The organism is Parabacteroides sp. B2-S-102 (genome assembly GCF_023656665.1).
Lineage (GTDB): Bacteria > Bacteroidota > Bacteroidia > Bacteroidales > Tannerellaceae > Parabacteroides > Parabacteroides distasonis.
This window is the reverse complement of record NZ_JAMOKM010000020.1, coordinates 1-13,862: the sequence shown is the minus strand read 5'-3', so window position 1 is coordinate 13,862 and position 13,862 is coordinate 1. Positions and strand designations below refer to the sequence as shown.

The 13,862-nt window shown below is 43.7% G+C and carries 11 protein-coding genes; 6 read left to right on the top strand and 5 right to left on the bottom strand.

The window, feature by feature from the left end; translation table 11 throughout:
- Positions 1-221: 221 nt before the first annotated feature.
- The 5 genes from NBH07_RS18680 to NBH07_RS18660 form a co-directional block, all read right to left on the bottom strand.
- Positions 222-1,946 (bottom strand): FAD-dependent oxidoreductase, encoded by a 1,725-nt coding sequence (locus NBH07_RS18680; RefSeq protein WP_039849067.1) that lies wholly within the window; start codon positions 1,944-1,946, stop codon positions 222-224.
- A 3-nt stretch (positions 1,947-1,949) separates the two neighbouring features.
- Positions 1,950-3,722: a RagB/SusD family nutrient uptake outer membrane protein gene (locus NBH07_RS18675; protein WP_009018597.1), complete on the bottom strand. Its 1,773-nt coding sequence runs from the start codon at positions 3,720-3,722 to the stop codon at positions 1,950-1,952.
- A gap of 10 nt (positions 3,723-3,732) precedes the next feature.
- Complete coding sequence (locus NBH07_RS18670; protein WP_009018596.1) at positions 3,733-7,023, bottom strand: TonB-dependent receptor; 3,291 nt, start codon at positions 7,021-7,023, stop codon at positions 3,733-3,735.
- 296 nt (positions 7,024-7,319) lie between these two features.
- Entirely contained in the window at positions 7,320-8,300 is a 981-nt protein-coding gene (locus NBH07_RS18665; RefSeq protein ID WP_009018595.1) for a FecR family protein, read from the bottom strand.
- Positions 8,301-8,361: 61 nt separating this feature from the next.
- Positions 8,362-8,913, bottom strand: a complete 552-nt coding sequence (locus NBH07_RS18660) for an RNA polymerase sigma-70 factor (protein ID WP_009018594.1) — start codon at positions 8,911-8,913, stop codon at positions 8,362-8,364.
- 380 nt (positions 8,914-9,293) lie between these two features.
- On the opposite strand from NBH07_RS18660, the gene cbiB reads away from it, so the two are divergent.
- From cbiB to cobC, 6 genes are read left to right on the top strand one after another with little or no spacing between them, the layout of a single operon-like run.
- A complete protein-coding gene (gene cbiB, locus NBH07_RS18655) occupies positions 9,294-10,253 on the top strand; it encodes an adenosylcobinamide-phosphate synthase CbiB (RefSeq protein WP_039849081.1) in 960 nt (319 codons plus the stop codon).
- A 10-nt stretch (positions 10,254-10,263) separates the two neighbouring features.
- Complete coding sequence (locus tag NBH07_RS18650; RefSeq protein ID WP_009018592.1) at positions 10,264-10,833, top strand: S4 domain-containing protein; 570 nt, start codon at positions 10,264-10,266, stop codon at positions 10,831-10,833.
- The gene (locus NBH07_RS18645; RefSeq protein ID WP_009018591.1) at positions 10,826-11,341 is read left to right on the top strand and encodes a bifunctional adenosylcobinamide kinase/adenosylcobinamide-phosphate guanylyltransferase; all 516 of its coding nucleotides are present in this window, start codon (positions 10,826-10,828) and stop codon (positions 11,339-11,341) included. The genes NBH07_RS18650 and NBH07_RS18645 overlap by 8 nt, the downstream gene beginning before the upstream one ends.
- A gap of 30 nt (positions 11,342-11,371) precedes the next feature.
- The gene (gene cobT / locus NBH07_RS18640) at positions 11,372-12,412 is read left to right on the top strand and encodes a nicotinate-nucleotide--dimethylbenzimidazole phosphoribosyltransferase (RefSeq protein ID WP_250833575.1); all 1,041 of its coding nucleotides are present in this window, start codon (positions 11,372-11,374) and stop codon (positions 12,410-12,412) included.
- Between the two features lies 1 nt (position 12,413).
- The gene (locus NBH07_RS18635) at positions 12,414-13,163 is read left to right on the top strand and encodes an adenosylcobinamide-GDP ribazoletransferase (protein WP_008774499.1); all 750 of its coding nucleotides are present in this window, start codon (positions 12,414-12,416) and stop codon (positions 13,161-13,163) included.
- 2 nt (positions 13,164-13,165) lie between these two features.
- A complete protein-coding gene (gene cobC / locus NBH07_RS18630; protein ID WP_005855050.1) occupies positions 13,166-13,699 on the top strand; it encodes an alpha-ribazole phosphatase in 534 nt (177 codons plus the stop codon).
- The last annotated feature ends 163 nt before the right edge of the window (positions 13,700-13,862 follow it).

Sequence of the window (13,862 nt, the reverse complement as noted above, 5' to 3'; positions counted from 1 at the left end):
TGACAAACAAATACATATTATTAAAAAGAAAAAACTTTCGCTTAACCTATTTTAATACAAAAAAAATCCACACCCACTCATTCGGGATTCTTTTTGCCCGTCTAAAGGTAAAAACATTTTCTTGACATAAAAAGAAAAGAACCGTATCAACAAAACAAGAATTCATTTCTTGATTCCATTAATACGGTTCTCCAATCCTAATTTTTACCAACACACAATATTTACACAAGTTCTTTTTTCCATGCAATCTCGACTCCTTCTTTTTGAATCCATTGCTGGAAATCCGTTAGCATATTCTTATCGCTGCGAATAATACGAGCGGATATTTGCTTTTTACTGGCATAGGTAATTAATAAACCTACAGCTTCTCCTATTCCCCACTCTACTGGATGGGTACGATAACACCCATTTGTTATGTGAGTCGTCCCTATATTTTTACATGCAGGGAACAAATTATTTACCCGCTGTGGTAATAAAGCACCTAACGGTATTTGAAAACGAAGAGAGTTGAAATCTATATAATTGTCTCCTCCACAAGAAGGATGCAAATCTATATGATAATAACCAATACCAACACTATCATAAAATGCAGCAGCAGTTGTTTCTCCTGATATCAACTTCCTATTCTCTTCGCCCACATGCTCCTCTAAAATTCTAAATTCCGCTTTAATGCGGCGTGACTCCCTTATATAAGGATATTTAGCCATTCCATCTTTCGTACCAAGCAAATTTTTACGGAGCCTTAATCCCTTCCAACCAACACCACCATCTGGTCGTGGGGCTTCAGTCTGTAGCCAATATAACAATGAAAGATTCAAAGCTTTTGCGGCATCCACATGCTTCTGAAATTCATTCTCGGGCACATCTATAATATTCCCTAACATATAATCATTCTGAGGCCAATTAACAAGAGTCGTGCTCCCTTGGTAAGTACCTGGAAGAAAATTATGCTGATCTATAATTCTACGATACATCCAAAAGTTAAAAGCATCCGTTGGTGTTCCATCAGGAATACAGACGGCATGATTAGGTTTTAATGTAGATGGTGTCGGATAGGTCATACTCAACAATTTACCCGGCCATGCAGGAGTTAAATTTGGTATATAGTTAGCCCAAAACGTATAATTATCTGGCTTATCGATTGTCCAATCTTCTCCCGGTATGTATTCCATCGCAAAACAAACAGTAAAAGCCTGATTATTCAAAGGATTTGACTGCTTAGCAGCATGCAGCTCTTTTGTATCTTCTTGCGACTCCGAACCTGTTACATATTCAGTCTTCGTCAGTGGTAGTAAATCACCACACTCTGTCGCATCCACAAAATAAGGAGCGGTCAAGGTAACAAGTTCTCCATTTTGTCTATCTCGTACAGTAACAGCTAACACTTCATCTCCCTGCACATCGGAACTTTGAGCCTTATGATTTAACAAAATTTGTAATTTTCCCGCACTAACATAAGGCATTAGCATTTCCATCAAGACCTCCACAGAAACCATCGGTTCATGGCATATTTTAGATACACCACCATTACCCGGATTTAGATATGGATTATTACGAGCCGCCTCTGTTAAATGATAATGATACCGATAAAAATCACGTATTTTATTTCTATACATTTGATAAGATGCGGTAGCTCCACCAGACTCAATCCATTTATGTTCGTCTGGCGGTACACCTTGCTGAGCAACCTGTCCACCAATCCAATCCGTTTCTTCCGTAAGAATTACATTCATACCATTTCTACAAGCGGCTAACGCAGTTGCACAACCGCCCATTCCTCCTCCAACAACCACAATATCAGCTTTCATTTCCTCTACTTTCGCTCCTCCTTCAATCGGCATGGAAGAGGAAATCTTATTCCCTTTTTGGCAAGCTGTCACAAGAGGAAGCAAAAGCGAGCTTCCTCCTGTCAATAAACTATAAGTCAAAAAATCTCGTCGTTTCATATTTTAATACCCTTTATTTTGAACTAATTTAGGATTACGATCCAATTCTTGTTGAGGAATAGGCCATAACTCAAATTTAGCATCCCAATAACGATTTGCGTCCCTTACTTTCAATTTCTCTTTATAAGACTCATAATCAGGAATATCATTTAAATCATGACGATCCGATTTCTTAAAATAAGGAATATCGGTCTCAGACAAACCTTTATAACGAATTTCCTCGATAGGACGACCATACATCGGTTTCTCATTTTCTAAATCCCCAATACCCCATCTTCTCATATCGATCAGATGCAATCCTTCAATAGCGAATTCTACTTTACGCTCTCTTCTTACTAATTGACGCATTTTCTCTATATTTCCGATTCTATCAGCCGATACATTGGGCATCCCTACACGATTCCGTACTTGATTGATAGCGTCATAAACACTCTGATCCAACTCCCCTAGTTCAATCTTCGCTTCCGCATAACCAAGTAAGATTTCCGCATACCGCATGATTGGTACATTTTGACTTGTATAGCTAATATTTTGGGATGTTTCTTTACTATATTTAGCTATAATATAACCACACCCGGCATTGGTAAAACTAGCCCAAGCTGCAGCGCTATTTATATCATCATTATTTCTAACCTCCCATTCACCAGTCGTATAATTATATTGTTGTGTCTCGTCATCATAGGCATTGATAATAACGGTATTCAAAGAACCATTATTACAAGTAGCTGTATCTCCATGCATCCATAAAGTAGCCTTGAAACGAGGGTCCCTGTTCTTTTGTGGGTGATGTACATCATATAGTGGAGATTCATCAATACGTTTCCCATCTATACATTCATAAGTATCTGCCAACAGCATACTCGGATGTCGAGATGTTTGTCCTTGCATACGAGAGACAAAACCAAATCCAGTCCAATTCCTGTGAACATTCGTACCATCAACATTATAGATCATCTCCAAAATCATCTCGTTTCGGACATCTGCTTTCGCCTGTCCTTCCACGACAAACAAATCCTCGTAGTTCAATGCCAGCAAACGTTTCCCGATCACTTTTGAGGCTGCTTCAGCGGCTATTTTAAAATATTCAGTACTTTTTCCTCCGAAATCTAAACTCCCCCCTAATAAAGCCATACGATTGATAAGACCATACGCAAATGATTTATCAACACGTCCTCTATCCATTGCGATCCAATCTAGATATTCGGTAGCTTCATTACATTCGTTTATAATAAAATCCAATATTTTAACCCTTGATGTTTTTTCCACCTCATACTGATCGGAAGTGGGAGGTTCTGTATAAAAAGGCACATCCCCCCATAAAGCGATTAACAGATAATAATAATACGCTCTTAACACACGGACCTCCGATACATACTGTAAAGACTTCTTACTAAGATCATCCATATTCGGCCTCACTCCTGTTAAAAATGCGTTTGCTCTCGCTACGTTCGTATAAAGTTGGGACCAGAATTTAAGTATATCGTTGTTATCCGCATTTAAACCACCTCCCGCACCAATCGTCGTATTCTCATTTCTTTCCAGAGCTAGCCCTGTATAAAAATCAAAGATTGTCGTATGGGCGAGTTCTCCTACAACCTGCATATATAAGTTCGAATATACACCAGTTGCCCCTTCTCTGATTGCGTTCTCATTTGTATAAAATCCCTCGTTTGTGTAAGACGGATTCGTATCTTCTACATCCAAAAAATCACTGCATGATATATTAATAAAAACAAGTAACACGCAAATCGTATAAATGAATCTGTATCTTTTCATAACCTTTCCTTTAAAATTTTATATCGACACCAAATGTATAAACCTGAGTAACCGGATAATAAGATGATACATCACCTTCAGGATCATATCCTTTATATCCTTTTGCTATTGTGAGTAGATTTTGGCCGCTTAGATAAAATCGCACATTACTAAGCCCTGATTTACCTAATATATTCTTAGGCAATGAATAACCTACACTCACGTTCTTTAAACGCATATAAGCCCCACTCTTTACCCAAAAAGAAGAAGGAATATTATTCATGTTTCCTCCGCCTGAACCATCAATCAATAATAGAGGATATTCTGCATTTCGATTCTCTTCAGACCAAGAATCCAACTGATGTTCGTAAACAGTACCTCCCATCCAAAACGGCCTTGCTCCTGCTCCGTTAAAGAATATATCCCGTTTACCCACTCCTTGTAAAAACACATTAAAGTCAAAGTTATTCCATTCCGCACCTAGATTCAGACTAAAAGAATAACGTGGTTGTGGATCACCGATAATCGTACGATCCGCATCTGTTATCTGGCCATCAGGTACCCCTTCAGGGCCACTAATATCCTTATATTTTATATATCCGGGCTTTACATTATCTTTATTATTCCCATAAACTGGATAGCTATTAATCTCCTCTTTAGACTGGAAATATCCATCAGCCACATATCCATACCAAGAACTTATAGGGAATCCCTCTTGTGTCGTATTATTATCATTAATATACTTATTTCCATACAGATCCGTCACCTCATTTTTTACATCGGATAACATAGCCCTAATGTTATATTTCACTTTTCCTATCCGATCATGCCACATCACGCTTAAATCCCAACCGTTATTTCTCATATTGCCCGCATTCTCCCATGGAGAAGTCAAACCAACCGCATAAGTCACGGGAAATTGTTGCAACATATCGCTAATTTCACGGATGTAATAATCAAACGTCACATCCAAACGGGTATTAAAAGCGGTAATATCCAATCCAAAATCAAACTGCTGTGATTTCTCCCACGAGATTTCAGGATTAGACAACGCATTGGAATAAATTCCTGTAGTATAATTTTTACTATCTCCAAACCAATACGAGGCATCCAAGGCTAATACAGACGCATATGGATAATAGTCCTTGAGGTCTTGGTTTCCTAAAGAACCATACGAAGCACGGATCTTCAAATTATCAATCGCATCTTTTAATGGATCGAAGAAATGTTCCTCTGATATTCGCCATCCAATAGACACTGAAGGAAAAAATCCCCAACGATTTTTAGCAGTGAACCTTGATGAGCCATCGTAACGTCCGGTAAGTTCGATTAAATATTTGTCCGCAAAAGTATAATTAAAGCGAGCGAAATATGACATCATAGTCAATTTAGAACTATTGCCATTAACCATAGAAGAAGAGGCATCCCCATGATTCATTTCCTCGTAGCCATCATAGTAATAATTATTACGTGAACCACCAAACGACTTATTTTTGAACTCATCGGTTTGAAATCCCAAAAAGCCCTTAAAATAATGCCTTTCATTGAAAGTATTTTCATAAGTCACCTGAGCGTTAAACTGGTTCTTAATTAACTGATACCACTCCTCGTACCTAGATTTAGTCGTAGGATAAGTCATGATAAAATTACCACCTTCATAAGTATCATAGGTATTCTGAAACTTATCTTGTTTATTCTCATACCGCCTGCTGGCATAACTGGCCAAGATCTCCATACCTTTGATTGGTGTCAAAGCGAGAGTTCCTTTTACATCTATATCATTATTATCTACAACCTTAACCCCACCATCAATCGCTTGCGCTAACGGATTGATACCATTTTGGCCATTTCCCCAAGTTCCATCATTATTAACAGCCCCAAAAAGAGGTGTAAAACGCAACGTACTATTTATAATATTATTTGTTCCACTCGTCGGGTCTTTTTGAATGCTTCTACGGATATTCAGGTTTAAACCCGCCCTAAGCCACTCTGTTAGCTTAACGTCCGTGTTTGAACGAATAGCAGTACGTTTGAACGAATTATTTGGTATTAAACCATCCTCATAATTATAGGAAGCATTGACAAATGTCTTTAACACATCACTACCACCACTAACACTAAGTGAATGATTGTGTGTTAACGTGATTTCATCAAATACTAGATCTTTCCAATTCGTATCATACCTATGAATATTATCTGCCCCAGAAGTCTTATAGGCATTAATTACCTCTTCCGAATATTGAGGGGCTTGATTATTATTAACGCACGCTTGATTGATAGCCTCCATATAAGTGACCGCATCTACGGGATTAGGAGTCGAGGTAGGCGTACGAAATCCTACATAACCATTATAAGAGACCGATAATTTATTTTCTTTAGCCCTTTTGGTTGTCACCAAAATGACACCATTAGAGGCACGAGATCCATAGATCGACGCTGATGCAGCATCTTTCAATACAGAGACAGACTCTATCGCATTCATATCGACAGAGTTCATATCCCCCTCAACCCCATCTATCAATACCAAAGGCTCACTATTCGAATTGATCGATCCCGTTCCTCGGATTTGGATGGAGGCCGTCGCTCCCGGAGCTCCGGAACTTTGGGTAACAACCATACCCGGTATCAAGCCTTGTAAGGCTTGAGATGAACTGGAAAGGTTTCGCTTCGTTAAATCCTGACTAGAAATACTTTGCACCGCTCCCGTCAGATTTACCTTCTTTTGTGTTCCATATCCAACAACGACCACCTCGTCTAAAGCTTGCGTATCCTCGCCAAGTTTAATGGAGAAATCGGTCTTTCCTAAGACCGATAATTCTTGCGTATTATAGCCGATATATGAGACTTGAAGAGTAGCATTACCGCTTACCTCTAACGTGAATTTTCCATCAATATCAGTGATAGTTCCGTTTGCAGTCCCCTTCTCCACAACATTTGCACCAATCACAGGGATACCTTGGTTATCGACAATCACACCCGATACTCTTTTTCTGTCTTTCGTGGTATCATCCGCTTTCTCCGGTACAATAAGTATGTAATTTCCATTTGTCTTATATGTGTACCCCGTATTCTTTAACAATTGCGATAAGGCCAACAAGACTTCCATTTCTTTTTGATCCATCAAGACCTTTCTCGACACATCCAATTGACTATCATTATAGGCTATCTTATAAGTCGAGACTGACTCTAGTTTCTCAAATGCTTGTTTTAAAGAGATAAAACCGTCATGAAATGTCACTTTTTGCGCATCAATAGGCAAACTCCGAACCATAGCAAGACTCAAACAAAGAATAGTGATACATATAGATTTATTCCTGTTCATGCGATATTAGATTTTTTAGTTAAACATTTATATTTCCTTCTATAGTACGTACTCGTTATTAGGACAAGGAATACGAAGGATACACCTAACAGAACAAAGTTAACAAATGTAAAACGCAGAACATTGAGTAATAGAAATTTCAAATGGACACAAACACCAAACTGTTTATCGAAAGCTCGTATCTATTGTTCAGCTCGACAAACAAACAGTGAGATAAAGTTTTTACTTCTAATTGGTAAACACACTCGTTTCTATATATACTTTCACTTTTAAAAGAAGACTAAGAAATATACATTTTAATCAATATAGACTCCATCCTCTTTGATCTGATACTCTAAACCAGGTACTATCTCCTTGAGCAGCATCATGATGTTCACCAATGACTCATTCTTATTGAAATGGATCGTAAGCCGGTTGGAATGATAAGCGGAGGTACGCAAATGCACCTTCACATTATAGACACGTTCCAAGGTTTTTAAAATATCCTCGAAAGAATCGTTGTTAAACAACAAGCCTCCCTCTTTCCATGCCGAGTAATCCGAGCCCACCACCTGCCGCACGTCCACCTTTCCCCGGGAAGGGATGTAGACAAGCTGCTCGTTAGGACTCAATATACATGGAGCCACCGAGGGATCATCAGGAAGGATCTTCAAGGAACCTTCCTCCAAGGTTGTCGTTATCTTCTCTTGGTCCGAGTAAGCGGATAAATTAAACTCGGTACCCAACACTTGTACCCGCATCGCTTTCGTCCGCACAATGAAAGGTTGCTCAGGACGTTTTCGCACCTTGAAATATCCCTCTCCCACCAGATAGATCTCTCGCTTATCCCCGATAAAGTCGGATGGATAAAGCAGCAAGGTACCGGAATTCAACCAGACCTCGCTACCATCGGGCAAGGTGATCCGCTCCCGCTTGCCGGAAGGTACGAACCGCTCCATAAAAGCGAGCTGCCTGACATCCCGTGCGTCTCTATATAGATAATAAGAAACACCCAACGACAACAAAGGGATCAGCCAGATAGCGGCGATACGCACCCATGCCGGGATACGCAGACAGGGACGGGGCCTCACGTCCAATGTATTCTCCAACCGGGCGAAAGCCATCTCGCTTCGTTTATCCGCCTCCGGAAAACCGATCTCATTCCAGATCTCCCGTAAAACCTCTTCCTTTTCCCGTTCGTCTCCCGGCTCCGCCAATCGTTGATGTACCCGATCCACCATCTCCCCGGAGAACGAATGATGGAAAAAGTATTTTAATATCTTTTTTATAGGACTCATTCCTGCTTTTCTATTTTATCTTGTTTATAGGACCTACTTTTCTCACTTCACCCTCAATTCATTAACATATCATAACAAGAAGGAAAGTCAATACTACGTTCCGCAATTCCCTTAACGCTAGATTCAAATGTTTTTCTACGGTCTTTTTTGAGAGTTGTAAATTCTCGGCGATCTCTGTGTTCGACAATCCCTCATTACGGCTCATCCGGTAGATCATCCTCCGCTGTGGCGGCATGGTCTCTACAATCATATCCACCAACAATCGCAAATCCTTAGCGACTAAATCCTCATAAGGCGTACTTCGCTCCTCGTCTTCCTCCGAAGCACTCTCCAAGCTCACGAGATTCACCCGGCGGGATTCGATATAATTGAACGCCGTATGCTTCGCCAGCACATAGAGGTAGGAACCGAACGTCCTCACTTCCGTGAAACGACTCCGATGCGTCCAAAGCTTTAGGAAAATCTCTTGGGTCAAGTCCTCGGCATCACTCTCGGACTTCACGAGTCCCAGCACGAAATAATAGACTTTCAGATGGTAACGCATGAACAATTCCCGGAAAGCGGTATGATTTCCAACGGCAAATTGTTCTAAAATGGATTTTTCATCTGTCATCTCGATTAACTCCTTTCACGATACGGTGGGAGCAAATAAAGTAATAATAACCGGCCGTAAGAACGTTTTTTTGTTAATAAACACAAAATTGAAAGGAATCCACTGTATATCAAGCCCTCCCTTCCCGAAGATTTAAGGCTTCTAAAGGCATTCTTTAGCCGTTTTTTCCGTACCTATTCATCTTCTACCATCCGTTGTATGATCATCCACCAACTGTTAGAAGATCATGCAACGGATGATGGATGATCATACAACAGATGATAGAAGATGAAAGTCTACGCTCGAAATCCTTTAAATGTAGGTTTCTTTCGCCTAATGTGTGATGAAGAATCGCTTACCGCTTCCTTATGTTCTTTTTTTTGTCTAAGTTTGTTCCTTCAATGACATTCAATATGTATTGGTTACATCATTCTATCAATTTACTCAAGATCGTGCCCTTTTTGGGCGGTTGGTTATCCGACCGGTTGCTGGGAGACCCGGAAGGTTGGCCCCATCCTATCGTATGGTTTGGCAAAGCGATCAGCGCCGGAGAGAAAGAGTTGAATAAAGGCTCCGAGCGGGCCCTAAAAGGCGGCATACTAGCAGTCGTGCTTATCCTTGGCGTGTATTTAATCTGCGAGTGGATATTGTCGTGGGCTTGGATCATACATCCGCAGTTCAGTGGGTTGCTGACGGCTGTCGGCGTATTTTATTGCCTATCCGGAAAGACGCTTATCAAGGAAGTGAAGGCGGTGTTCGAGGCCGTGGACCGTAGCACGGAAGAAGGACGGCGGCAAGTGGCACGGATCGTGGGGAGGGATACCTCGAACTTGTCGCCGCAAGAGATACGGGCGGCGGCGTTGGAGACCTTGTCCGAGAACTTAAGCGACGGCGTGATCGCCCCGATGTTTTGGTTTGCCCTGCTGGGGTTGCCGGGGATGATGGCTTACAAGATGGTGAATACACTGGACTCGATGATCGGTTATAAGAATGAACGTTACCTTGAGTTCGGACGGATAGCGGCGCAAATCGACGATATCGCCAATTACATCCCGGCCCGCCTCACGGCCTATTTGATGTTGCTGGTCTCCAATAATTGGGGGAAAAGGGATTTCGTACGGCGTTTCGGCCCTGAACACGCAAGCCCCAATTCCGGTTATCCAGAAGCGGCCTTGGCGGCGGTCTTGGACTGCCAGTTCGGGGGGACGCACGATTATTTCGGCAAACCGGTGGAGAAGCCTTATATCGGGACGAACGCGAGGCCTTTCACGACCGAGGATATGCGTATCGCCATTCAAGTGAATAGCAATACGGAACTGTTGATGGGTGTGATCGTCACCCTTATTTTACTAATAATATAATATTAATAATATGGAAATTAGATTAAACAAACTGATAAGCGAAGCCGGTGTTTGCTCACGCCGGGAAGCGGACAATTTCATCGAGATGGAACGGGTAACCGTAAACGGCAAGCAACCGCACGTAGGCCAGAAGGTCACGGCGGAGGATCTCGTATTGGTGGATGGCGAGCGCTTGAACGTAGAGAAGTACATCCGCCTGCAAGAGGAGGCGAAAAAAGAAGAGCAGCAAGAGAAGGAGTTACTCGGCACGCTCCGGAAAGCGAAACCCGAAAACAAGGGAGGCCGGGAAGGTGCTAAAACGGAGAAGTTCGGGAAATTCAATAAATACGCAGCCGCCCGTAAGGCGCAGAAAGAGGGAGGCTGGAAATCCAAGACCGCCAAGCTTACCGACGAGGAGAAGTTATTGCGGGATGCCTTACGCCCCAAGTTCGGAAAGGCACTGAGCAAATCGGCGGTGGCGCAGCGGATCGCCGCCAACCCGAAATCGGCCGCCCTTCGGAAGACGAGCAAGAACAATCCGATCAACAAGGCTAAACGTGCCGCCCACCGGAAAAACAGGAATCACGAAGGCGATGAGTAAGAAAGTGATCTTAGTGACTGGAGGACAGCGGTCCGGCAAGAGCGGATACGCACAGAGGCTCGCCTTATCGCTGTCGCCCAACCCGGTTTACCTAGCTACCTCCCGCATCTGGGACGAGGAGTTCCGGAAGCGGGTGAAACGCCACCAGCGAGACCGTGGACCCGAGTGGACCAATATAGAGGAGGAGAAATACTTGAGCCGCCACGATCTTACCGATCGTGTCGTGGTGATCGATTGCGTAACCCTTTGGGGGACGAACTTCTTCTTCGACAATCAAAGCGACGTGGAATTATCCCTCTCCCTCCTCAAAGCGGAGTTCGATAAACTCTCCCGGCAAGATGCCTACCTGATCTTCGTGACGAACGAGCTGGGTATGGGAGGCGTGCCGATAGACGAGGTGCAACGTAAATTTACCGATATGCAAGGCTGGCTCAACCAATATATCGCCTCTAAAGCGGACGAGGTTGTCTTGATGGTCAGCGGAATCCCCGTCAAGATCAAGGAATAAGAACAACGACTTATATAAAATACTACTATCATGATACAATTTCACATCGAGGCCCCGGACAAAGGGCTGGAGGCCGCTTTACAAGACAAGATCGATAATCTGACAAAGCCGAAAGGCTCATTGGGAACGCTCGAGGCGCTCGCCCTGCAAGTGGGATTGATCCAGCAGACCTTATCGCCTGTCTTGCGTCATCCCGTGAACGTAATCTATGCATCGGATCACGGCATCGCCGACGAGGGTGTAAGCAAATCTCCCAAGGAGGTAACTCGCCAAGTGATCCATAATTTCTTGAACGGAGGAGCGGGAGTTTGTTACCTTGCCCGCCAGCATGGGTTTGAGTTGAAGATCGTGGATGGCGGCGTGGATTTCGATTTCCCCGTTATCCCCCAACTTATCGACCGCAAGGTGCGCAAGGGAGGAACCCGTAACTTTCTTCACGAGGCGACCATGACCGTGGAGGAGATGGAGAAAGCCCTTCAATACGGAGCCGATATCGTGACGGATTGTTACAACGAAGGCTGTAACGTGATCAGTTTCGGAGAGATGGGTATCGGGAATACGGCGGCTTCCAGCATGTGGATGACTTGCCTCACGCAAATCCCATTGATCGACTGTGTGGGGGCCGGTAGCGGACTGGACAGCGAAGGCGTACGGCATAAATACAACGTACTGAAACGCTCGTTGGAGAATTACAAAGGGGATGGAAGCGCCTTGGATGTAATGCGCTACTTCGGAGGGTATGAGATGGTTATGGCTGTAGGAGGCATGTTGCGTGCCGCCGAACTGAAGATGATTATCCTCGTGGATGGTTTTATCATGACGAATTGCGTATTGGTGGCTTCCCGCTTATATCCGGAAATGCAATCGTATTGCGTATTCGGGCATTGCGGCGACGAGGCCGGGCATAAACGAGTACTGGATTTCTTGGGGGCAAAAGCATTGCTCGATCTAGGGCTACGGCTGGGAGAAGGTTCCGGCTCGGTATGCGCTTACCCGATACTCGACTCCGCCGTTCGCATGATCAACGAGATGCATAGTTTCAAGCAAGCGGCAATCACCAAATATTTCTGATATGTTGCGGATACTCGCTGCGTTTATATTCTTTACTCGGTTACCGTTCTGGCGGTTGGCGGAGGTTCCGGCGGCCTGTTTCAAGAATATCGTGAGCCATTGGGCGTTGGTCGGTTGGCTGACGGCTGGTTTGTCGGTATTGGTATTGTACGCTACCTCCTTGATTCTTCCGCCATCCGTGGCGATCTTATGCGCCATGATTGCCCGATTGCTGATAACTGGCTGCCTGCATGAGGACGGGCTGGCGGATTTCTTCGACGGTTTCGGCGGCGGCACGAGCCGGGAACGCATATTGGCGATCATGAAAGACTCGCATATAGGCAGCTATGGGGTAATCGGACTGATTTTCTACTTCGGACTGTTCTACCTACTAGTAAGCAGTCTCCCGATCGAGCTAGCGGGATGTGCCATACTGGCTGGAGATCCTTTTTGCAAAGGCGTCTCCAGCATGATCATCAATCGCCTGCCTTACGCGAGGAAAGAGGAGGAAGCCAAGAACAAGACCGTATATAGCCGAATGACCTCTCGAGAATATGTATTTAGCATCATTTGTGCTTTCTTACCATTATTATGGCTTCCCCAACCTGTTTACTTACTAGCGGGTATATTCCCGGTTATCACTTGGTACTTCCTCACCTCTTTCATGAAGAGAAAGATACAAGGATATACGGGAGACTGCTGTGGAGCGACTTTTCTTCTTTGTGAGTTAAGCTTCTATATGGGTTTCGTGATCATCTATCAAACTATATAATTATGGAGATTTATTTAATCAGACATACCTCTGTCGATGTTCCCGCCGGCTACGCCTACGGGCAAACCGATGTTCCATTGAAACCGACCTTCGAGGAAGAGGCGGAAGAGGTAAAAAAAGGCTTGAGCGATCATACGTTCGATAAGGTTTGGACAAGTCCCCTTACCCGCTGCGTGCGCTTAGCTAATTATTGCGGCTTTCCGGAGGCGGAGAGAGAAGACCGTATCAAGGAGGTGAATTTCGGGGAATGGGAAATGAAGTCATGGAATGAGCTATCCTCCGATCCCCGCTCAGAGGCTTGGTTTAAGGATTGGGTTAATAACCCGACTCCAAACGGTGAATCCCTACAAGATCAATACGACCGGGTTAGCGACTTCTTGAATGAGCTTCGCAAAAGCGGGCTGCAAAAGGTATGCCTGTTCGCGCATGGCGGGGTATTGACTTGTGCCCGGGTCTACGCTGGCGAATATCCTTTGCAAGACGCTTTTAAGAACGTACCCTCTTACGGGGCTATCGTAAAATTAGTGCTGGATTAACCAAAATCCGGCACATTTCGAAAGGATTAGATGCGGCCACGCCACATCTCTACAACGGCTGGTGTATATACCAAAAAAAGGAGCCAATCTTTCGACTGACTCCTTTCACCTAAGACGGCGGCTACCTACTCTTCCACTGTTACGCAGTACCATCGGCGTGACG